Raw genomic sequence first — 21533 nt, 5'->3', positions numbered from 1 at the left:
ATCCGCTTCTCAGGCCGGCGTTCGACGCCCGGCCGCAATCGCGAGAAATACGATGATCTACAGCATGACTGGCTATGCGAGCGCGACCCGCGAACTCGTAGCGGCCTCGGGCACCGGCGGCGTCAGTGTGTCGGTCGAACTGCGCACGGTGAACTCGCGCTTTCTCGATCTCAACTTCCGCATGCCCGAAGACGTGCGCGTGTGCGAACCGACGCTGCGCGAAATGCTGATGAACAAGCTGTCGCGCGGCAAGGTCGACATTCGCGTCAATCTGCAACGCAGCGAGCAGTCGGCGAACGCCGGCGCGATCAATCGCGACGCGCTCGACCAACTCGCGCTGCTCGAGCGCGCGGTGCTCGATGCATTTCCGGAAGCCGGCCGTCTGCGCACCGGCGAAATTCTGCGCTGGCCCGGCGTGCTCGCCGAAAGCGGCATTGCGCCCGAGACGCTGCGCGACGCGGTGCTCGGCTGCGGCAAGCAGGCGATCGCCGATCTGATCGACGTGCGCGCGCGCGAAGGCGCGCAACTGGCGAACATGCTGCTCGCGAATGTCACCGAGATGGAAACGATCGTCGCGAAGATCACCCCGCTCGTGCCGGAACTGATTACGCGGCATCAGCAGAAGATCGTCGAGCGTCTGCAGGAAGCACTCGGGATCGCCGCGCCGGATGCGGCCGCGACGATCGTCTCGCGCGAAGAGATCAACGAGCGGATTCGCCAGGAAGTGACGATGTACGGAATCCGCATCGACATCGCCGAAGAACTGTCGCGCCTCACCGCTCACCTGAACGAAACGCGTCATGTGATCGAGAAGGGCGGCAAGGTCGGCAAGCGGCTCGACTTCATGATGCAGGAACTGAACCGTGAAGCGAACACGCTCGGCTCGAAGGCCGCGGCGAAGGAGCTCGCGGATTCGTCGATGACGCTCAAGCTGCTGATCGAACAGATGCGCGAGCAGGTACAGAATCTGGAATAAAGCTGGAGCACTAATCAAATGACCGACCACCCACGCGAAACCGGCGCGCCGCGCCGTCCGAATGCCGGCGCTTACCCCGGCAATCTGTTCATGGTTGTGGCGCCCTCGGGCGCCGGCAAGTCGACGCTCGTGAACGCGCTGCTCGCCGGCGACGACGCGATCCGTCTGTCGATCTCGTACACGACGCGCCCGCCGCGTCCGAAGGAGCAGGACGGCGAGCACTATCACTTCACGACCGTCGAAGACTTCATGCAGCGCCACGACGCGGGCGAGTTTCTCGAAAGCGCGGAAGTGCACGGCAACTACTACGGCACCTCGCGCGTGTGGATCGAGGAGCAGATGAAAAGCGGCCATGACGTGCTGCTCGAAATCGACTGGCAGGGCGCGCAGCAGGTGAAGAAGCAGTTTCACAACGCGGTCGAAATTTTCATTCTGCCGCCGTCGCTCGAAGCGCTCGAAGAGCGTCTGAAAAAGCGCGGCCAGGACGAGCCGAACGTGATCACGCGACGCCTGCTCGCGGCCGGTGGCGAGATGGCGCACGCGGCCGAAGCGGAGTACGTGGTGATCAACGAAAACTTCGATCGCGCGCTCGCCGAACTGCGTTGCCTCGTCGGCGCGACGCGCTCGCGTTTCGCGTCGCAGTACGCGCGTCACACGCAGCTTTTCATGCAGCTCGGCATCCACCTACCGCACGCGTGAGCGCGGCGTTGTGCCGAGCACATAAGGTAGAATAAGCAACATACTGAGAAGGAACCCAACATGGCCCGCATTACCGTCGAAGACTGCCTCAAACAGATCCCGAATCGTTTCGAACTCGCGCTTGCCGCGACCTATCGCGCGCGTCAGCTCGCGCAAGGCCACACGCCGAAAATCGAAAGCCGCGACAAGCCGACCGTCGTCGCGCTGCGTGAAATCGCGTCCGGCCAGGTCGGCGTCGAAATGCTGAAGAAGGTGCCGGTCTAAGGCGCACGGTTTTTCGTTTTCGATTGCCATGTAATTGCAGCAACGTGCAGACCTGCGTCCAACCCTGACCGCTACGGAGGCGACCATGAGTGCGACCCCGCCCACCGCCACGGAAGTGGATCACGACGCCGATTCCCCCTCGTCTGCACGCAAGTACATCGACGCGGTCCTCGAACAGTCGTTTCGCCATCTGTTCGGACCGACCGCCACGCCGGAGCAGCCGCGCCGGCATGACGTCGTTTCCATCGCCAGGCTGACGTCCGTGTTGTCCGGCTATCTGCAGCCGGAAGAGATCAAGGACGTCAAGGCCGCCTTCCATTTCAGCGACGAAGCTCACCTCGGCCAGTACCGGCAGAGCGGCGAGCCGTACATCACACATCCGGTCGCCGTCGCGGAAATCTGCGCGGGCTGGAATCTCGACGCCCAGGCGATTATGGCGGCGCTGTTGCACGACGTGATGGAAGACCAGGGCGTGACCAAGGCGGAGCTTGCCGAGCGCTTCGGCGCGAAGGTCGCGGAACTGGTCGACGGTCTGTCCAAGCTGGACAAGATGGAATTTCGCAATCGCGAGGAAGCGCAGGCGGAGAACTTCCGCAAGATGCTGCTCGCGATGGCGCGCGACGTGCGCGTGATCCTCGTGAAGCTCGCCGACCGGTTGCACAACATGCGCACGCTGGGCGCGGTGCCCCCGGAAAAGCGCCGCCGCGTGGCGCGCGAAACGCTCGATATCTATGCGCCGATCGCCCACCGGCTCGGCCTGAACAATACCTATCGCGAGCTGCAGGACCTGAGCTTCGCGAACTTCAACCCGCACCGTTACGCGACGCTCGAAAAAGCCGTCAAGGCCGCGCGCGGCAATCGGCGCGAGGTGGTCGGCAAGATTCTCGAATCGGTGCAGCGCGCGATCGCGGACGCGAAGCTGGACGCCGAAGTCACCGGCCGCGAGAAAACCATCTTCAGCATCTACAAGAAGATGCGCGACAAGCAGCTGTCGTTTTCGCAGGTGCTCGACGTATACGGTTTTCGCGTGGTGGTCGACAGCGCGCTCGAGTGCTACACCTGCATCGGCGCGCTGCATGCGCTGTTCAAGCCGGTGCCGGGCAAGTTCAAGGACTACATCGCGATCCCGAAGGTGAACGGCTATCAGTCGTTGCACACCACGCTGGTCGGTCCGTTCGGCGCGCCGATCGAGTTTCAGGTGCGCACCCGCAAGATGCACGAGATCGCCGAAGCGGGCGTTGCCGCGCACTGGCTGTACAAGAACGGCAGCGCGGATCTGAACGACGTGCAAAAGCGCGCGCATCAGTGGCTGAAGTCGCTGCTCGATATCCAGAGCGAAGCGGGCGATTCGAGCGAATTCCTCGAACACGTGAAGATCGACCTGTTCCCGGACGCGGTCTACGTGTTCACGCCGAAGTCGAAGATTATGGCGTTGCCGCGCGGTGCGACCGCGCTCGACTTCGCATACTCGATCCACAGCGACCTCGGCAACCAGTGCGTCGCCGTGAAGATCAACAACGAATTGCTGCCGTTGCGTACCGAGCTCAAGAGCGGCGACATCGTCGAGGTCATCACCGCGCCGTATTCGAAGCCCAATCCGGCGTGGCTCGGCTTCGTGCGCAGCGGCAAGGCGCGCTCGGCGATTCGCCACTATCTGAAGACGATGCGCCTGAACGAGTCGGTGCAACTCGGCGAGCGGCTGGTCGACCAGGGTTTGAAGGGCTACGGGCTGTCGCTGTCGGACGTGACGCCGGAAGCGTGGGAAAAGCTCGTGCAATGGACGGGCAACAAGAACCGTCAGGAAATCTTCGCGGACATCGGCTTGGGCCGGCGCGTCGCCGCGGTGATGGCCAAGCGCATCGAGGTGCTGATGAGCGGGCGCGACGGCGACGACGACGGCTCGCGCTCCGAGTCCGGATCGGCGCCGCATGCGCCGCCGGTGGTCATCACGGGTACGGAGGGGATGTCGGTGCAGTTGTCGGCCTGCTGCCGGCCGATTCCGGGCGACGACATCATGGGCTACATCGGCATTGGCCTCGGGATGGCGATCCACACGACCGACTGCCGTGTCGCGCAGCGGATTCACCGGCGCGATCCGGGCCGCTGGATCGACGTAGCGTGGGCTCCGCAGCCGGGACGTCTGTTCGACGTCGCGGTCAAGGTACTGGTCAAGAACACCAAGGGCGTGTTCGCACGGGTGGCGGCCGACATCACGTCGGCGGATGCGAACATCGTCCACATCGCGATGGACGAAGATCTGTCGCAGGAATCCACGGTGCTGCGCTTCGTGATCCAGGTCAGCGACCGGGTGCATCTGGCCAATGTGATGCGCCGGGTGCGGACCAACCCCGATGTGATGCGCATCACGCGCGAGCGGCCGAGCGAGGAAGGGCATCATCGCCATGACGGCGGGATGCGGATCGACCGCGAACGCGCGGATTACTGAGTCGAGTAACGCGGCCAGCCGGATTCTGGTGCTGCGCCAAACCAGGTGGCGAGGGGCAGCGTGCCGCAGTCGCTCGCTGACCGCGCATCGCCAGCCGTTTGCGCATGGCCTGCCTCTTCAGGCATCGTTCGTGCGACTCTCCCTCATCAGAACGTAGCCAGTCAAAGCAACTCACCTTAACCCGGGGAGAACGCTGATGAACGTAGCCGACCTCACTGGCGTGGCGCTCGATTACTGGGTGGCGCGCAGCCTGCACGACTTCGTGCGCGAAATCTACTTTACCGATAGCGGCGAGACCGTTTCGATTCGTGGCAACGATCGCGGTCGTCCATGGGATGGCAGATTTACGCCGTCCGCGTCATGGGCGACGGCCGCGGTCGTGCTCGAGCGCGTGCGGCGGCTCGATGTGCGCGAACAGAACGAGCGCGGCGCGGTCTGCGTCGCGGAGTTCGAGGGCGGCAGGGGAGCAGCCGAGGCGCGGGGCGAGTCGCTGCGTATTGCAATGTTGCGCGCGTTCGTCGCGAGCCATTTCGGCGCTGTCGTAGATGACGTGCTGCGCGAGCGTCAGGCGTTAAATGGCATGACTGTCGAGACGATCAGTGAGCAGACTGTGGGTGGGGTGGTGGAGGATTTGCCGCGCCCGGATGGGCAGATTGGGGATATCCAGTCGCCGCCGCGTTGAGCGGGCTTGCGCTGCGCGAATCACCGGCCGATTCCGGTTACCGCGACAGGCCGCGCTGAAAAGGTACCGCTGAAAAAACAAAGGGCCTTCCGATCGGAAGGCCCTTTATAGGTGGCGCGGCTGGCAGGATTCGAACCCACGACCCCTTGGTTCGTAGCCAAGTACTCTATCCAACTGAGCTACAGCCGCACGCAAAACGGTGATGCATTACTGCAATGATGCCGGTGGGACTGAGGACTTTGCGAAGCAAAGTCACTCGAAAAAGATGGCGCGGCTGGCAGGATTCGAACCCACGACCCCTTGGTTCGTAGCCAAGTACTCTATCCAACTGAGCTACAGCCGCACACAGAAACGAGATTATAGCCAACGGATTTGGAAAAGGGAAGCCTATTGTCGCGATTTGTGTCGGGAGCGTGATCGTGTAACCTTTTACGAGGTTGTTGCTAGCTGCGGTTTTACTGGATCCATTATGAATAAGGCTTTTGTCAAAGAGTCGAGCGAAGACAGCGATGACGATCTCGACGTCGCCCAGCCCGACGTGCCCGCGGGCACCAAGAACTATATGACGCCCGCCGGCCATCGGCGGATGCGCGATGAACTGCTCCATCTGATCGATGTCGAGCGGCCCGAGGTGGTCAAGCTGGTGTCGTGGGCGGCGTCGAACGGCGACCGCTCGGAGAACGGCGACTATATCTACGGCAAGCGCCGCTTACGCGAGATCGACCGGCGCATCCGCTTTCTGACGAAGCGGCTCGACCTGGCCGAGGTCGTCGATAGCAGCCGCCAGGAAAGCGTCGATCAGGTGTTCTTCGGCGCGACGGTCCACTATGCGACCGAGGACGGCGAGGAGAACACGGTGACGATCGTCGGTATCGACGAGGTCGATCTGGATATCGGGCACGTAAGCTGGATTTCGCCGATTGCGCGCGCGCTGCTGAAGGCGAAAGTCGGCGATACGGTCACGTTGTTCACGCCGGCGGGGCCGCAGCCGATCGATATTCTCGACGTCAAATATCCGGCACCCGATCGCGGGAGTTAGGCGATGGTGGAGGACGCGGGCACGCAAGCCATGTCGGCGTCCGCGCTCACCGAACAGCAGGTAACATGCCCGACGCAACGGGCGAAAAAAAGGCGCCGCGAACGGCGCCTTTTCTACTGCGATTGCTGCCGCAGTAGTTAGAAGCGGTGACGAAGACCCGCGGTCACAGCGACTTGCTTGTTGTTGCTCGAGGCCCCGCCGACACCGTTGATGTTCGCGTCGACAATCGAATCTTCGTTGGCGGCCTGATAGACGCCCTGCAGATACACGTCGGTACGCTTGGACAGCGCGTAGGCCGCTTGCAGGTTGGCCTGGTTCCAGTGAATGTGGTTCGCATTCAGGTTCGAGCGGGTGTACGTGTACGCAGCGGCGAGGCTCAGTGCCGGCGTCAGAGCGTAACGGGCGTTGGCCTCGAAGTTCTGGAACTGTGCGCTGTTGGTCGGCAGGCCGATGCCGCCCGGAATGCCCGAGGCCCCCTGGCTGATGCCGGCAAGCCCATGCAGGTTCGTCTGCGAGTACACGAGACCGACGGTGGCCGGGCCGAACGCGTAGTTGGCGCCGGCGCCCCACGTTTGCTGGCGCGATGCGAAGAACGTGTTGTCGCCGGAGACCGCGCCGCCCGAGTTGAACGCCGCAGCGGCGCTGGTGGCCCCATTGCTGTTCAACTGCAGGTAAGCGGCCGCCACATTCAGGCCACCCCAGTTGTACGATGCGCCCGCGCTCCATGCGCGGTTGTTCGCAAAGCCCGCGGCCTGGTTCGAGAAGCCGTACAGGCCGCCGAACTTGAAGCCGCCGTAGTTCGCGCTCTGGAATTTGATCGAGTTGTTGATGCGGAACGAGTTGTTCAGGTTGTCGTTGTCGAACGGGTGCGCGAACTGCGTGCCGCCGTATTGCGTGCCGGTCAGAGCCAGCGGGCCGACGTAATCGACCATGCTGTCGTACTGACGACCGAGAGTGACGGCGCCGAAGTCGTTGCTCGACAGACCGACGAATGCCTGGCGGCCGAACAGACGGCTGTTCTGCTTGAGCGTGCCGTCATTGATGCCGAAGCCGTTTTCCAACGTGAAGATTGCCTTCAGGCCCCCGCCCAGATCTTCGGCCCCGCGCAAGCCGAAGCGGCTGCCGTTCACCGAGCCGCTGGTCATTTGCCAGTTGCTATGACCGCGCTGGTTGTTCGTGTAGGTGATGCCGGCATCAATCAAGCCGTATAGCGTGACGCTGCTTTGCGCATGCGCCGCTGATGCGAAAACGCCCGTGAGGGCCGCGACCATGAGTGTCTTCTTCATTTATGTGACTCCAGGAGCGAGAGAGGTATAAACCGCTGGCTTGGGACACCTTCACACGGGGCTGCGAGAAGCTGGATCCGCGTGAAAAACGCGATAACCGATCGCGTCGGTTTCCAATTACGCAGAGTGTAGAGAGGCGCCTCCAGAATGGGGCGTTCCGATTTTCGCAATAAAGTATTACGTCGAAAGAAACGATAGGCGTGCGCCGTTTGAGCCTTGTGGATAAAGGCTTTCGGCGTTAATCAGGGGAGGCAAGAACGGTATTGTTCGCGTTGCGTTGCTCATTCGCGACAGTACGCGATGCAAAAAAACAACGCGAAGAAGTGCGGGAAAATGATTGTTGTTAGTAAGGCAACAGAGGATTGTTAATAGTGTGAATAATGGAAATTGGAGCCGCCGCTATACTGTAATTTCTGCTTTCCGAAGCAGACTTTTTCGTTGACGAAAAAGATCTCCAAACCTTTGTCGGCGCGACCTTCCAGTCGCGCTTTTTTTTGTCCACGCACTGCGCGCGCGGGATCCGCAATCTAGTGCGCAGGGACGGTGCCGTTCGGTTCCTCCCAGTCATCTGTGACCGACACGCTCCAGTCCTCCATGACGTAATGGCGAGCGTCCATCGGGCAGGCCAGCAGATTCTGCCAGTGATCGCCGTGCCATCTCGGATCGAAATCGAAGAGATAAGAAGTGTCCTGGGCCTCGGCCGGGGGCGGGTCGTTGATCGCTTCGGTGTGCGGATGGGTGAGCCAGATGACGAGCCGGCGAATTTCATTGAACAGCATGGCAACCTCCTGAAGCACATCGCTATTGCTGATTTCCATCATGCGATTTCGCTTGCATCGGAACCACCCGGACAAACACTTACGGAAAGTCGTATTTTGTTACATTTAATTCACCGCGAGTCGAAGAAATTTCCGGGCGTGCGTGAAGGCGAGTCCCGCTCGGGTAAATATGACTGATTATCCGTAAATGCAATGCGACTTACGATTATCCGTTTATGCGTTAAGCACCTACGTAGAGTTTCGCTTGACGGCGATTCCGGCTTCCCCTTATAACGGCAAAACCGCATTTCATTGGCCGATGCCGGTCTTTTTTATGTAGTCCGCTATCGGTTGGCGGTGAATTCGGGGCTGGTTCACTTTGGGCAATGCCCGGTCTGATAAACGTCGAGGAAAACAGGAAATGGAAACCGGTATCGTCAAATGGTTCAACGATGCTAAAGGCTTTGGCTTCATCACGGCGGATGCGGGCGGCGAAGACCTGTTCGCACACTTCTCGGAGATTCGCGCGGACGGCTTCAAGTCGTTGAAAGAGAATCAGCGCGTGTCCTTCGACGTCAAGGCGAGCCCGAAGGGCAAGCAGGCGGCCAATATCCAGCCGCTGTAGAAGCTGCGCCGGGGGCGTCGGGCCCCAAGGTCGATTTCAAATAAAAACCCTTGCTTAATGCGAGGGTTTTATTTTTGGTGCGATTTTCGTGCGGAGGAGTGCGCGCGAAAAGTGTAGGCAAACGGGGCTCCGCAGTCCGTTTCCCGATCTCCGGCTGGGCGCCGGCCGTTCGCGTCTGGATGCCCGGCGCTCAACTGGTGCATACTTGCCGCAAAATCACGCGTCTGAACCTTTCTCCCCTCCATGTCCGAACAGTTTTCGCCGCAAGTGGCGCCAGATGTGCCGATCGTCTTCGTCGACCTTGAAACAACCGGCGGCTCCACGAGCGAGCATCGCATTACCGAGATCGGTGTCGTCGAGGTCGGGCCGGCCGGCGTGTCGCGCTGGAGCAGTCTGATCGACCCGCAGCAGCCGATCCCGTCTTTCATCCAGCAGCTCACCGGCATCACCAACGAGATGGTGCGCGGCGCGCCAACTTTCGACGCGGTCGCGCCGGCGCTACTCGAGCGTCTGAAAGGCAAGCTGTTTGTCGCGCACAACGCGAGTTTCGATCGCGGCTTCCTGCGCAGCGAATTTCGCCGCGTCGGCCTCGCGTTCGACCCGGACGTGCTCTGCACGGTGCGACTGTCGCGCGCGCTGTTTCCGGCCGAAAAGCGCCACGGACTCGACGCGCTCGTCGAACGTCACGCGCTGGTGCCGTCCGACCGCCACCGGGCGCTCGCCGACGCCGACCTGATCTGGCAGTTCTGGCAACGTCTGCCCACGCTCGTGCCGCTCGATGCGCTGCGCGCGCAGATCGAGCGCACCACGCGGCGCTACCGGCTGGCCGGCGATATCGCGGAAGATCTGCTCGATACCGCGCCCGCGGGCTGCGGCGTGTATGCGTTCTATGGCGAAAACGATGCGCCTCTTTACGTCGGGCGCAGCGTGCGGGTGCGGCAGCGGCTGCGCGCGCATCTGAGCGGCGAGCGGCGTTCGTCGAAGGACATGAGGCTCGCCCAGCAGATCCGGCGCGTCGAGTGGCGCGCGACCGGCGGCGAGCTCGGCGCGATGCTCGCCGAGGCGCAGTGGATCGCGACGTTGCGGCCGGGGCAGAACCGGCTGCCGCGCGTGACGAAGAGCGACCCCGCGGACGCACCGTGGCCGTTCGGCGGCCCGATCGTGTTCGAGGAGCGTGAGCAGGCGGAGCGCGTGTTTCATGTGGTCGATCGCTGGCGCTATCTCGGCCACGCGCCGTCGCTCGGCGAGGCGGCATTGCTACCCGGGAGCGCGCTCGCGGGCGCGTTCGAGCTGGCGACCTACCGTATCCTGCAGAGCCATCTCGCGCGCGGCCTGCGCGTGATGCCGCTGAATGTATCGACCGATACCCCGGAGTCCAGTCTCGCCGTTTGAGCGGCGGTCCACGCCCACGCCGTCGATGCCGGCCGGCTTGGCTTGGGCAACCTCGCTTAGCCGGTCGCGCCCACCCCGCCTGTTTCGCACACGTGACCGAGCGCATGCGTCAACGCGCTCGAATGCACGGCGTCATAGCGCGTCAGCGATTTCCAGTTAGCCAGCGATTGCGCGACGCGCGACGGACAGTCGTCCGCCGTGCGCAGCGGTTGCACGCGCGCGAGACCGGCCACCAGCGCTTGCGTGAGCTTGTCGAGCAGCGGTCGGGTCGACGTGGCCAGATCGGGCGCGGGGCCCTGCGGCGGCTGCGCGCTGCGCCAGCTCGCAAACAATGCGTTCTGTACTTCCTTGCTCGCATCGATCTGATCCTGGAAGAACGCGCGCGCGAAAGCCGGATCGACGTTCGCGGCGGCGGCGCGCTTTTCGACATCGGCGAGCAGCGCGTTTTCCCGCGGCGTATCGGTGATCTCCTGGTGATTCGCCCACTTCCAGCGCGCGACCGGCTCCGCGAGCGCAAGGCGCTGCGAAACCAGTGCGATCAGATTGGTAAGCGCGGTGTCGCCGCCATCGGCATGGGCGGGCGCGAACGGGAAGGCGGCGGCGAGAGCGAGCGCGCAGGACGCAGCGAAGCGATACGGACGATTCATGGCGTGAACATGGCCGGGCGGCCGCTGACGGAAAAACCAGAAGGATAAATGATGCCCGGCAAACGGCGGGAACCGCATCGGAGGGAGCGTGGGATGCGCGCCGCAGGAGAGGGGCGCGCGAAGTCACGCGCTCGGGCCGAATGGCCGAGCGCCGCGGGATAATCAGACGAGCCGGTCCGCGGTCACGACACTTGCGCCGGACGCATTAAAAGTGCGCGAGCGGCTATCGCGCGGTTGTTGCGCGGTCGTTGCCCGTGCGCGAATGCTGCGCTGCGCCACTGTCCCGTTACTTCGAATCGCACGACTTGCGTTGTTCGTCGAAAAACGCGCGAACGTGCTCAGGCAGTTCGGCACCCAGAAACTCGACGGCCACGGGTTCCGGATCCGGGTAAAAGACTTTATCCGGGGTCGGAATCTTCGGTGGTTTGGCATCCATGATCTTTCTCCTTTACAAACCGATTATCTGCCTCGGTCCCCGCATCGCACCAGTGTCCGATGCAACTCACTCAATCTCTGTTGCTTTAACGGCACAAGCCAACACTAGAACAGACTGTTTGAATAAAATTTCTCGTCTGGCTAGCGCATGCGTTTCTCCGCTCCTTCTTCGCCAGACCGTCAATCCCATTCTTCCATAGTCCGTTTTCGCCCCTTCCGCAGCTGTTTTAAGCGCTTTCGGCGCGAACGCGCGGCACCGTTGCCGCCCTGCGATTAGCGTTTTTCCATGAAAAAATGATGACAAAGTTGTGCAATGCGGCATCGGGGAAAATTTCCTATCTCCGGAATGAACGTTCGTTAATTGCCGGTTCAACATTTCACGCCTCATTTTTGGTAAACGGCAGATGTCCGCTTACGTTGACGGGTCGAACAATATTTAATGATTTTCGTCGCTAATTAACCGTCTGACAGTTGGCTGGCAAACTCATCCCCGCATTTTTTGTGCCAAAACCTGCCCGTCGGATCACATGCTTTTAGCGCCAGCCGGGCAGCTGATGATTCAAACAGGCGTGGGTCGTCCGATGGATCCCCGCGGCTGTCGGGCTCGTCGCCTGGCATTGCGTGAGAGGTTGGTGCGTTAGCGCATACAGGTTAGGCGGGGCAGGCCTATACGATGCTCAGTGTCGAGTCGCGTTGGGTTGCTGTTTCATCCCGGCGTTCCCCGGCCACAACGACGCGGGTCAATCAGCACACTGCCGGTGCTGCAAAGCGGTTGCAGCGGCGTAGCGGAGTCTCGGAGTCTCGTACCAGCGCCGCAACGCCGTTGCATCAATATCTATTTTGCTTACCGATGAGCCGCGCAATCGCGCGGCTGGACCAGTTTGCGCGGCACCGCTTCGTGTGCTCACCTGTGTTATCGCGCGGGGACTTCATGCAAAAGATCAACAATCTGACTGGGTTGCGGGCGTTCGCCGCGCTGCTCGTGGTGATCCACCACTTTGCCGACAACGAAGGCGTGCTGCCGCTCGGCATCGTGCATCTGGTCGATAACTGGGTGTGGGGCGTCGACATCTTCTTCGTGCTGAGCGGCTTCATCCTCGCCTATACCTACCTGCCGTCGCGCAGTGTCACGTTCGGCTGGGCCGATTACCGCTCGTTCATCGTCAAGCGCTTCGCGCGCGTCTATCCGCTACACCTGCTGACGTTCCTGCTGTTCGTCGGACTCTGGTTCGCCGCGAAGCGGGTGGGGCACGAGTTCGCGCATAACGAGGTGGACTACACGGCGCGCACCGCGCTCGAAAACGTGCTGCTCGTGCACGCGTGGGGGCTCGACAAGAAGCTCAGCTGGAATTTCGTGTCCTGGTCGATCAGCGCCGAATGGTTCGCTTATCTATTTCTGTTTCCGCTCTGCGCCAAAGTGCTGAGCCGGGTTTCGCGACTGAGCTGCGGCGTGATCGTGGCGATCAGCTGGGTGCTGTTGTGCGTGTATTGCTTCCTCTTCAACGACGGCGATCTCGGCTTGACCACCTTCGGTGCGCTGCGGATCGTCCCGCAGTTTCTCGCCGGCTACTGGCTGTTCCGCCTGCTGAAGACGTGGCAGCCGGGCGACCTCGCGATGTGCTTCGGCCTCGTCGCGCTGCTGGTGCTGATGTCTGTGTCGACGACCTTGCCGTTCCTGCTGCTGCCGCTGATCCTGCTGGTGATCGCGGGCCTCGCGAAGGGTGGGGCGATCGGCAACGCGCTGTTCGGCAACCGGGTCGCGGTGTTCCTCGGCGAGATCTCGTTCTCGATCTATCTGATCCACCCGCTCCTGCAGATCGGCTGCAACCAGCTGGTGAGAAGGCTGCACGTGCCGCAGAGCCCGCTCGTCGCGTTGGTGATTCTGCTCGTCGAGGTGGCCGTGGTGGTGGCGGGCGGCGCGCTTGGCTACTTCCTCGTCGAAGTGCCGGCGCGTCGCGCGATCATCGCGAGAGCGCAGGCGTGGCGTAACCGGGCGGTGGAGCAGGCACCGGTCAATCCGCCCACGGCGCTAACCTGAACCCAGAGGCGAGCCGGAAAGCAAAAAGCCCAGTCACGAGGACTGGGCTTTTTGTTTGAAACTTGATGGTGCCGGAAAGAGGAATCGAACCCCCGACCTTCGCATTACGAATGCGCTGCTCTACCGTCTGAGCTATTCCGGCATCAGGAGAAACGAGATTATAGGGACTACTTTGCCGACTTGGCAAGCCCCTCGGCTCATTTTTTTATGTCGAGATCACTTCTTCGCTTCGAGGTGATAGCGGGTCACGCGATCGACCTCGTTCTTCGAGCCGAGGAACACCGCGACGCGCTCATGAAGGCTCTTCGGCTGGATATCGAGGATGCGCTTTTCGCCATTGGTCGCCGCACCGCCCGCCTGCTCGACGATGAACGCCATCGGATTGGCCTCGTACATCAGACGCAGCTTGCCCGGCTTTTCGGGCGTGCGCTTGTCGGCCGGGTACATGAACACGCCGCCGCGGTTCAGGATACGGTGCACGTCGGCGACCATCGACGCGATCCAGCGCATATTGAAGTCGGCCTGACGCGGACCTTCCTTGCCGGCCTTCAGCTCGCCGATGTACTGCTGGACCGGCGCATACCAGTGACGCTCGTTCGACGCATTGATCGCATACTCGCGCGTTTCGACCGGAATGCGCATATCGCTTTGCGTGAGCACCCACGAGCCGAGCTCGCGATCGAGCGTGAAGCAGTTCACGCCGTTGCCGGTGGTCAGCACCAGCACGGTCTGCGGGCCGTACACCGCGTAGCCGGCGGCGACCTGCTGGGTGCCCGGCTGCAGGAACGACTGTTCGGTCGGCTGATGGCCGTCCGGGCAGCGCAGCACCGAGAAGATCGTGCCGATCGACACGTTGACATCGATGTTCGACGAGCCGTCGAGCGGATCGAACACCAGCAGATATTCGCCCTTCGGGTAGTTGGCGGGGATCGGGAAGAACTGTTCCATCTCCTCCGATGCCATGCCGGCCAGGTTGCCGCCCCATTCGTTCGCTTCGAGCAGGATTTCGTTCGACAGGATGTCGAGCTTCTTCTGCACTTCGCCCTGCACGTTCTCGCTGCCGGCCGAGCCGAGCGCATCGCCGAGCGCGCCTTTGCTGACGTGATAGCTGATCGCTTTGCACGCGCGCGCGACGACTTCGATCAACAGCCGCAGGTCGGCGGGCAGGTTGTTGGTCTCACGCTGCTGCTCGATCAGGTACTTCGAGAGAGTGGTACGACGTTGCAAAGACATTGCTGTACTCCGGGAAGGCACAAAGAATATTGGGATTTTAACCGCTCGCCGGGCCGGTTCCGTGCTTTTGGCCGCGCACAAAAAAAGCCGGCAACCCGTGCCGGCTTTCGTTACCTGTTGCGCGAGTCTTACCCCAACGCTTTCTCGACGATCTCGCGGACATCGCGCGACTTCACCTGCGCGGCGACCTTTTCGAGCGCCGCGCGCATCCGGTCGCGCAGCGCCGGCGTGAAGCGCCGCCATAGTTCCAGCGAGCGCGCGAGGCGGGCGGCCACCTGCGGATTGAGCGCGTCGAGCGCGATCACCTGCTCGGCCCAGAACGCGTAGCCCGAGCCGTCTTCGGCGTGGAACTGCGCGGGGTTCGCCGCGCAGAAGCTGAAGATCAGCGAGCGCGCGCGATTCGGGTTCTTCAGGTTGAACGCCGGATGCGCCATCAGCTTGCGCACCGTGTCGATCACCGGCTGCTGAGCGCTGCCGCGCTGGGTGGCCTGCAACGCGAACCACTTGTCGATTACGAGCGGCTCTTTCTCGAAGCGCAGATAGAAATCCTCGAGCGCATGCTGCGCCTCGGGGCTGCCGCCCGGCTGCGCCGCCGCCGCGTTCAACAGCGCCGACAGCGCCGCCGCGCGATCGGTCATGTTGTTGGCGGCTTCGTATTGCGCGGCCGCGAGGCGCACCGCTTCGGCGGGTTCGTCGAGTTCGGTCAGATACGACAGCGCGAGATTTTTCAACGCGCGATGACCGGCCGCCTCCGGCGTCGCCTCATAGGCGCCCGGCGTGCGATGCTGGTCGTAGACCTTGAACCAGTCGTCCTTCAGCGCATTGGCCAGACGCTTGCGCACGAACTGCCGCGCCGCATGCACCGCCGCGGGATTCGACTCGGCCATCTGCTCGGCCAGATACGCTTCGGACGGCAGCATCAGCGCGAGTTCGCGGAACGCCGGCGACAGCGTCTCGTCGGTCAGCACCCGCGCGAACGCGGCGACCACCGAGTCGTCGAGTTGCAGCGCCGCGCCTTTGGCCGCGCGCGTGGCGAGGGCGAGCAACTCGCGGGTCGCGAGCCGCTGGCCGGCTTCCCAGCGGTTGAACGGATCGCTGTCGTGCGCGAGCAGAAACGCGAGCTGCTCGGCGCTGTAGTCGTATTCGACGATCACCGGCGCCGAGAAATTGCGCAGCAGCGACGGCAGCGGTTCCTGGGCGACGTTGACGAACGTGAAGGTCTGTTCGGTCTGCGTGAATTCGAGCACGCGGGTGGTCGACGCCCATGCTTGCGCTTCGCCGTCGAGTTGCAGCGGCAGATCCCGGCCGTCGTTGCCGATCAGACCGATCGCGAACGGAATCAGCAGCGGGCCCTTTTGCGTTTCGCGTGCGGCCGGCGCGGCGTCGCCGTAACCCTGGCGCAGCGTCACGCTGTAGCGGCGCTGCGCGGCGTCGTAATGGGTGCGCACCGATACGCGCGGGGTGCCGGCCTGGCTATACCAGCGCTCGAACTGCGCGAGGTCGCGGCCGTTCGCGTCGGCGAGCGCGTGACGGAAGTCGTCGCAGGTCACCGCCTGGCCGTCGTGGCGCTTGAAATACAGGTCCATGCCCTTGCGGAAGCCGTCGCGGCCGAACAGCGTCTGGTACATCCGCACGACTTCCGAACCCTTCTCGTAGACGGTCATCGTGTAGAAGTTGTTGATCTCGACGTAACTTTCCGGGCGCACCGGATGCGCCATCGGACCCGCGTCCTCGGCGAACTGCATCTGCCGCAGCACCCGCACGTCCTCGATGCGCTTGGTCGCGCGCGCCGCTTCGTTGCCGGCGGCGCTGTCGCCGGCGGCCATGTCGGCCGAGAATTCCTGATCGCGGAACACGGTGAGCCCTTCCTTCAGGCTCAGCTGGAACCAGTCGCGGCAGGTCACGCGGTTGCCGGTCCAGTTGTGGAAGTACTCGTGGCCGACCACCGCCTCGATGTTCGCGAAGTCGGTATCGGTCGCGGTTTCGGGGTTCGCGAGCACGTACTTCGTGTTGAAGATGTTGAGCCCCTTGTTTTCCATCGCGCCCATGTTGAAGTCGCTGACCGCGACGATCATGAAGCGGTCCAGATCGAGTTCGAGGCCGAAGCGCTGCTCGTCCCAGTGGATCGAATGGATCAGCGAGTCCATCGCGTGACGGGTCTTGTCGAGATCGTGCGGCTCGACCCATACCTGCAGCAGCTTTTCCTTGCCCGAACCGGTCGTCACGCGCTCCTCGAGCGCGACCAGCTTGCCGGCGACCAGCGCGAACAGATAGCTCGGCTTCCTGAACGGATCTTCCCAGCGCGCGAAATGACGGCCGTCGGGCAGATCGCCTTCTTCCAGCAGATTGCCGTTCGACAGCAGCACCGGATAGTCGGCTTTGCTCGCGCGCAGCGTGACCGTGAAGCTGGCCATCACGTCGGGGCGGTCGAGGAAGTAGGTGATGCGGCGAAAGCCCTCGGCCTCGCACTGTGTGAAGAAGTTGCCGCTCGATACGTACAGCCCGGACAGCGTGGTGTTCTGCGCCGGGTTGCAGATACTGGTCACGGTCAGCTCGAAGCTGTCGGGCACGTTCTCCAGCAGCAGCCCATGCTCGTGCGGATGCGCGTTCGCGAACGGCTTGCCGTCGATCTCGGCGCTGACCAATTCGAGCTGTTCGCCCATCAGTTCGAGGTGCGCGGCGCGCGCTGCGTCCGGGTTGCGGCGCAACTGCATCGTATTCCTGACGACCGTGCGTTCGGGGACCAGATCGAACTCCAGCGCGACGGTGTCGATCAGGAAGGCGGGCGGCGCGTAGTCGGCGCGGCGGATCACATTGGGCGTTTCGGTATCGGCCATGGCGTTCTGTAGTGGAGGATTCGAGTGGCCGCGCGCGAAGGGCGCGCGAGCCGGGCTTGTCGAGCCATTGTACAAAGGCTCGGGGGATCGTGCGGAAGCGGACGGGCGCCGCCGCAAGAACCTTTTACCGGCTCGCGCGGTCAGCGTATTAGCGGGCGCCGCGCGTGGCGGCCGGCACGCGAGCCGGGGCCCGCCGCGGCTTGCGCCGATGGAATAACCGCAGTCAACACACGTTTAACCGAAGCCATCCGAGGCTTCACGAGGCAGACCATGAACATCGATCAATGGACCCGCCGCATCGCGCTGACGTTCGTCGCGCTGACGGTGCTGCTGTCCGGTTGCACGACTTACGTGACGACTCAGGTCACCGCGTTCTCGGCGTGGAGCGGCAGCGATGCGACCCGCACCTATGCGTTCACGCGCCACGATGATCAGCAGAACAACCTCGAATTGAGCGCGTATGAGCGGATCGTCGCGAACGAACTCGCGCTGCATGCGTTCCGCGAAGTCGAGCGCGAGCAGGCGCGCTATCTGGTCGAACTCGCGTATGGAATCCGCTCGGATATCGTGACGGTTGCCGAGCCGGTCTACTACAACCCATGGCCCGGTCCGTACTGGGGCCGGCCGTTCGACCCGTGGGGACCGTGGGGGCCGTTTCCGGCGACCTACGTGAATCAGAGCTATCCGGTGTTCACGCATCTGCTCGGCATCCGCATCACCGAGCGCGCGAGCGGCAAGGAGGTCTATAACGTGACCGCGCGTAATTTCGGCGGCGAGTCGTCGCTGGTGCGGGCGATGCCTTATCTCGCGCGCAGCGCGTTGTCCGATTTCCCGCTCGCCAACGGCGTCGTGCATACGGTGAAGATTCCGTTGGGCACGGGCGGCGGGGCGGCCGCCAATGAAGTGTCGCTGCCGGCGGTTGGCGGCGCGTCCGCGCCGGCTGCGGCAACGGCGCCGAAAGCGCCGCAGTAAAGCCGCCGCAGTAAAGCCGCCGCAGTAAAGCCGCCGCAGTCAAGCCGCCGCAGTCAAGCCGCGGTAGGGCCGCAATAAAGCCGCAATAAAGCGGCCCCGCGCCGCTTAAATCCCGACCCCGAACAGCGCCATCGCGCCCAGCACGACGAACATCACCGCCGCGATGCCGTGCACGAGTTTGGTCGGCAGACGATGCGCGAAGCGGTCGCCGAGCAGGATCGCCGGTACGTTCGCGATCATCATGCCGAGCGTCGTACCCGCGACCACGCCGAAAAAGTCATGAAAGCGCGCGGCCAGCGCGACCGTCGCGATCTGCGTCTTGTCGCCCATCTCGGCGAGGAAGAAGGTGACGACCGTGGTACCGAACACGCCCAGATGCGAGCGGCTGGTGTTGGCTTCCTCATCGTCGAGTTTGTCGGGCACGAGGATCCACAAACCCATGCCGATGAACGACACGGCCAGCGCCCAGCGCATGATGGTCGGGGTCAGCAGCGAGCCGAGCCACGCGCCGAGCGCGCCGGCGCCCGCGTGATTGATCAGCGTTGCCGCGAGCACGCCGAGAATGATCGGCAGCGGCTTGCGATAGCGCGCGGCCAGCACGAGCGACAGCAATTGCGTCTTGTCGCCGATCTCGGCGAGCGCGACCGCACCGGTCGAGATAAGAAAAGCTTGAGTCACTTTGATTGATCCTCGGGCCAGATATGAACGAGCGACGACCCACGACACGCCGGGCCCTGTTGCGGCGCGTGTGGATCATCGGTCTCGCCAGGCCAGAGGCTGCGTCTGCCATGGCCGTGACGGCCAAGTCTGTTGACAGGCGCCCCCGCGAAGCACCGTTGCAACGCACCGGCAAAAACGCGGTGCGGACGGTCGCGGGGCGGCTACTCCCCAATGAGGGGCGGAGTATAGCAGGCCCGCGCGCGCGGCTGCCGCGAATGTTGCGCGGACGACCGGGGGAGGCGCTCGTCAGGCGCCCTGGGGTTGGTAATTCGAAAGTCGAATGAAAGTTTGGGCCAAAAGTGCGCAGCCCCATGGTTGCCCGGAAGCACAAAAAATCGTTGCAAAAATACTCGCAACGCGTGCGCGACAAAGCCGGCACGCACGCGGGCAACCCCTTCTGCAGGCGTTTGCGCGCGCCTCTGACAACCGTCTGACAAAGTGTTGCTTAAATCGCGTGGATACAGATGGATACGTCTTTTGTGGCTGATTTAATTCACAATATTCAGTATTATTCGGGCCACAAAAGGAGCCGCGGCGATCATCAGACTAACGGTCGACGGCACCTGAATAATCGGGGCCATGTGCCGATATACCTGAACGAATTCCCCATTAACAAGACGCTCGCCTGCGGCTCGATTGTCCCGCTGCTGCCGGCGCCGTTCATCGTCACGGCGGCATCTTCCGCCAGGCGCCCGAGCCTCTTCCTGTTTTACGCGCGAATACCGTATGCCCGATCTGCACTGGACCATTCCGGTCGGTCGCTGGTCTAGCTGGCCGGCTACCGCATCTGCCGCACCCGACATCGGCTTTATCGACCCGATCGTGCGGCGGCGTCTCAGCACGCTGTCCAAGGTGGCGCTCAAGGTCGCGCACGACTGTGTCGCGGCCGAGCCGGTGCGCGTGGTGTTCGCGTCGCGGCACGGCGAGTTGCGCCGTACCACCGATATTCTGCGTTCGATCAGCGCCGGCGAGCCGGTGTCGCCGACCGCGTTCAGCCTGTCGGTGCTCAACGCGATGACCGGCGTGTTCGGCATCGCGCGCGGCGACCGTTCCGCGGCCAGCGCGGTGTCGGCGGGCGCCGAGACGCTCGGTTATGCGCTGCTCGAAGCGTACGCGCAATACCAGAGCCAGGCCGATGAGCCGGTGCTGCTGGTGTACGCGGACGAGCCGGCCGATCTCGCGTACGGCACGATCGAAGACGAAGTGCAGGGCGGCGCGCTCGCGCTGTTGATCGACGCGGCGGCCCCGGCCGGGCAGTTGCTGTGTGCGCTGACGCAGCCGCGCGACGTTTGCGCCGCGCCCGCCGCCGACGCAACCCGCTTTCCGACCCAGAGCCAGGCGCTGCTGCACTGCCTCGAAACCGGCCAACCGGCCTGCTGGCAACGCGCCGGCGCGCGCTGGCACTGGAGCTGGGATGCGCGCGCGGCTTGATTATCTGTGGCGGCTTTGCGCGACCGGCCTCGCGTTCGCGGTGTTCGGCGTGTGTGGGCTGGTGTTCTCGGTGCTGGTGTTTCCGCTCGCATGGTTGTGGCCGCAGCGGGCGTCGCGGCAGCGCGCGGTGAGCGCCGTGATCCACGGTTTTTTCCGCGCGCTGGTCGCGCTGTTGCAGCGCATCGGCGTGATGGAACTGGACGTGCGCGGCGCCCAGGCGCTGCGTGCGGGCGGCCCGGCGGTGGTGGTCGCCAATCACCCGACCTATCTCGACGTGATGGTGCTGTTGGCACTGACGCCGCGCGCCTGCTGCGTGGTGAAGAACGCGCATTGGCGCAATCCGTGTTTCTGGGGCATCGTCCGAGCCGCGGAGTATGTGAGCAACTCGGACGCGACAGAATTCGTCGATGCGGGAGCCAGACAACTCGCCTCCGGCTATACGATGCTGATCTTTCCGGAAGGCACCCGCAGTCCGGCACCGAACCGCCTGCACGCATTTTCGCGCGGCTTCGCGCACATGGCACTGAAGACCGGCGCGCCGATCGTGCCGGTGCTGATCGATTGCGATCCACCCGCGTTCACCCGGCAGATGCGCTGGTACCACGTACCGGCGCGCGCGTTTCGCATGCGCGTGAACGTGCTCGCACCGCTTGGCATCGACGAACTCGCGGCGGCCGCCGCGACGCCCGCTATCGCGGCGCGCAGCGTCACGCACGCGGTCGAAGCCCACATTACCCAGCACCTGTTCGATTATGGATTCTTTAAAACTGGAAATTAAAAAGCTTCTGATCGAAGCCCTCGATCTCGAAGACCTGAGCCCCGCCGACATCGACGACGACGCGCCGTTGTTCGGTTCCGACGGCATCGGTCTCGATTCGATCGACGCGCTCGAGATCGGCATCGTGCTGCGCAAACAATACCAACTGACCATCGCGGCGAACGACGAACGCACGCGCGAGCACTTTCGCTCGATCAACACGCTTGCCGCGTTGGTCGAGAGTCAGCGCGCGGCGGCGCAGACCGCGAACGACATCACCAGCAAGGGGGAATGAA

The 21533-nt window shown here is 63.2% G+C and carries 21 protein-coding genes, 3 tRNA genes and 1 riboswitch; of the genes, 14 read left to right on the top strand and 10 right to left on the bottom strand.

Annotated features, from left to right (window positions below; all coding sequences use genetic code 11):
• Positions 1-52 precede the first annotated feature (52 nt).
• The 5 genes from LJ656_RS21355 (at position 53) to LJ656_RS21335 (ending at position 5067) form a co-directional block, all read left to right on the top strand.
• Positions 53-976 (top strand): YicC/YloC family endoribonuclease, encoded by a 924-nt coding sequence (locus LJ656_RS21355; RefSeq protein WP_230511340.1) that lies wholly within the window; start codon positions 53-55, stop codon positions 974-976.
• Between the two features lie 18 nt (positions 977-994).
• Positions 995-1675 (top strand): guanylate kinase, encoded by a 681-nt coding sequence (gmk, locus tag LJ656_RS21350; RefSeq protein WP_230511339.1) that lies wholly within the window; start codon positions 995-997, stop codon positions 1673-1675.
• Positions 1676-1735: 60 nt separating this feature from the next.
• Positions 1736-1939, top strand: coding sequence for a DNA-directed RNA polymerase subunit omega (gene rpoZ / locus LJ656_RS21345; RefSeq protein ID WP_044848533.1), 204 nt, complete (start codon positions 1736-1738; stop codon positions 1937-1939).
• An 85-nt stretch (positions 1940-2024) separates the two neighbouring features.
• Positions 2025-4385, top strand: coding sequence for a RelA/SpoT family protein (locus LJ656_RS21340; protein ID WP_230511338.1), 2361 nt, complete (start codon positions 2025-2027; stop codon positions 4383-4385).
• Positions 4386-4581: 196 nt separating this feature from the next.
• Positions 4582-5067: a phage protein NinX family protein gene (locus LJ656_RS21335; protein ID WP_230511337.1), complete on the top strand. Its 486-nt coding sequence runs from the start codon at positions 4582-4584 to the stop codon at positions 5065-5067.
• A gap of 112 nt (positions 5068-5179) precedes the next feature.
• Here LJ656_RS21335 and LJ656_RS21330 read toward each other — a convergent pair.
• Positions 5180-5256 (bottom strand) — tRNA-Arg (locus tag LJ656_RS21330).
• 77 nt (positions 5257-5333) lie between these two features.
• Positions 5334-5410 (bottom strand) — tRNA-Arg (locus LJ656_RS21325).
• A 126-nt stretch (positions 5411-5536) separates the two neighbouring features.
• Between LJ656_RS21325 and greB the strand changes: the two genes are divergently transcribed.
• Positions 5537-6106, top strand: a complete 570-nt coding sequence (gene greB, locus LJ656_RS21320; RefSeq protein WP_230511336.1) for a transcription elongation factor GreB — start codon at positions 5537-5539, stop codon at positions 6104-6106.
• Between the two features lie 137 nt (positions 6107-6243).
• On the opposite strand, the gene LJ656_RS21315 is transcribed toward greB, so the two are convergent.
• On the bottom strand, positions 6244-7392 hold the full coding sequence (locus LJ656_RS21315) for a porin (protein WP_230511335.1): 1149 nt from the start codon (positions 7390-7392) through the stop codon (positions 6244-6246).
• 527 nt (positions 7393-7919) lie between these two features.
• Complete coding sequence (locus LJ656_RS21310) at positions 7920-8171, bottom strand: hypothetical protein (RefSeq protein ID WP_230511368.1); 252 nt, start codon at positions 8169-8171, stop codon at positions 7920-7922.
• Between the two features lie 400 nt (positions 8172-8571).
• On the opposite strand from LJ656_RS21310, the gene LJ656_RS21305 reads away from it, so the two are divergent.
• Positions 8572-8775 (top strand): cold-shock protein, encoded by a 204-nt coding sequence (locus LJ656_RS21305; protein WP_230511334.1) that lies wholly within the window; start codon positions 8572-8574, stop codon positions 8773-8775.
• A 243-nt stretch (positions 8776-9018) separates the two neighbouring features.
• Entirely contained in the window at positions 9019-10167 is a 1149-nt protein-coding gene (locus LJ656_RS21300; protein WP_230511333.1) for an exonuclease domain-containing protein, read from the top strand.
• Positions 10168-10223: 56 nt separating this feature from the next.
• Here LJ656_RS21300 and LJ656_RS21295 read toward each other — a convergent pair whose 3' ends face one another.
• Together LJ656_RS21295 and LJ656_RS21290 are read right to left on the bottom strand one after the other, a co-directional pair.
• Positions 10224-10814: a chorismate mutase gene (locus LJ656_RS21295; protein ID WP_230511332.1), complete on the bottom strand. Its 591-nt coding sequence runs from the start codon at positions 10812-10814 to the stop codon at positions 10224-10226.
• Between the two features lie 286 nt (positions 10815-11100).
• Positions 11101-11250: a hypothetical protein gene (locus LJ656_RS21290; protein WP_230511331.1), complete on the bottom strand. Its 150-nt coding sequence runs from the start codon at positions 11248-11250 to the stop codon at positions 11101-11103.
• Positions 11251-12180: 930 nt separating this feature from the next.
• On the opposite strand from LJ656_RS21290, the gene LJ656_RS21285 reads away from it, so the two are divergent.
• Entirely contained in the window at positions 12181-13287 is a 1107-nt protein-coding gene (locus LJ656_RS21285) for an acyltransferase family protein (protein WP_230511330.1), read from the top strand.
• Between the two features lie 66 nt (positions 13288-13353).
• On the opposite strand, the gene LJ656_RS21280 is transcribed toward LJ656_RS21285, so the two are convergent.
• The 3 genes from LJ656_RS21280 to pepN all read right to left on the bottom strand — a co-directional run bounded on the left by LJ656_RS21280 (position 13354) and on the right by pepN (position 17357).
• A tRNA-Thr gene (locus LJ656_RS21280) sits at positions 13354-13429 on the bottom strand.
• 74 nt (positions 13430-13503) lie between these two features.
• The gene (locus tag LJ656_RS21275; RefSeq protein WP_075302160.1) at positions 13504-14520 is read right to left on the bottom strand and encodes a class 1 fructose-bisphosphatase; all 1017 of its coding nucleotides are present in this window, start codon (positions 14518-14520) and stop codon (positions 13504-13506) included.
• Positions 14521-14648: 128 nt separating this feature from the next.
• The gene (gene pepN, locus LJ656_RS21270; RefSeq protein WP_230511329.1) at positions 14649-17357 is read right to left on the bottom strand and encodes an aminopeptidase N; all 2709 of its coding nucleotides are present in this window, start codon (positions 17355-17357) and stop codon (positions 14649-14651) included.
• 270 nt (positions 17358-17627) lie between these two features.
• Here pepN and LJ656_RS21265 point away from each other — a divergent pair, with 270 nt between their 5' ends.
• Positions 17628-18329: a DUF4136 domain-containing protein gene (locus LJ656_RS21265; protein WP_230511328.1), complete on the top strand. Its 702-nt coding sequence runs from the start codon at positions 17628-17630 to the stop codon at positions 18327-18329.
• A 105-nt stretch (positions 18330-18434) separates the two neighbouring features.
• Here LJ656_RS21265 and LJ656_RS21260 read toward each other — a convergent pair whose 3' ends face one another.
• A complete protein-coding gene (locus LJ656_RS21260; RefSeq protein ID WP_230511327.1) occupies positions 18435-19007 on the bottom strand; it encodes a TMEM165/GDT1 family protein in 573 nt (190 codons plus the stop codon).
• Between the two features lie 8 nt (positions 19008-19015).
• Positions 19016-19231: riboswitch (yybP-ykoY riboswitch) on the bottom strand.
• 282 nt (positions 19232-19513) lie between these two features.
• Here LJ656_RS21260 and LJ656_RS21255 point away from each other — a divergent pair.
• Genes LJ656_RS21255 through LJ656_RS21240 form a run of 4 tightly spaced genes read left to right on the top strand, consistent with a single transcriptional unit; the run spans position 19514 to position 21532 of the window.
• Positions 19514-19819: a hypothetical protein gene (locus tag LJ656_RS21255; RefSeq protein WP_230511326.1), complete on the top strand. Its 306-nt coding sequence runs from the start codon at positions 19514-19516 to the stop codon at positions 19817-19819.
• On the top strand, positions 19776-20480 hold the full coding sequence (locus LJ656_RS21250; RefSeq protein ID WP_230511325.1) for a beta-ketoacyl synthase chain length factor: 705 nt from the start codon (positions 19776-19778) through the stop codon (positions 20478-20480). Before LJ656_RS21255 ends, LJ656_RS21250 begins: the two co-directional genes overlap by 44 nt.
• Positions 20464-21258 carry a lysophospholipid acyltransferase family protein gene (locus tag LJ656_RS21245; RefSeq protein ID WP_230511324.1) on the top strand — a complete coding sequence of 265 codons (795 nt, stop codon included), beginning with the start codon at positions 20464-20466 and terminating at the stop codon, positions 21256-21258. Before LJ656_RS21250 ends, LJ656_RS21245 begins: the two co-directional genes overlap by 17 nt.
• Positions 21233-21532: a phosphopantetheine-binding protein gene (locus LJ656_RS21240; protein WP_230511323.1), complete on the top strand. Its 300-nt coding sequence runs from the start codon at positions 21233-21235 to the stop codon at positions 21530-21532. Before LJ656_RS21245 ends, LJ656_RS21240 begins: the two co-directional genes overlap by 26 nt.
• The last annotated feature ends 1 nt before the right edge of the window (position 21533 follow it).

Source organism: Paraburkholderia sejongensis, assembly GCF_020880815.1.
Classification (GTDB): Bacteria; Pseudomonadota; Gammaproteobacteria; order Burkholderiales; family Burkholderiaceae; genus Paraburkholderia; species Paraburkholderia sejongensis.
Note: the sequence above shows the minus strand (reverse complement) of the source record. Positions and strands in the feature narration are given on the sequence as shown.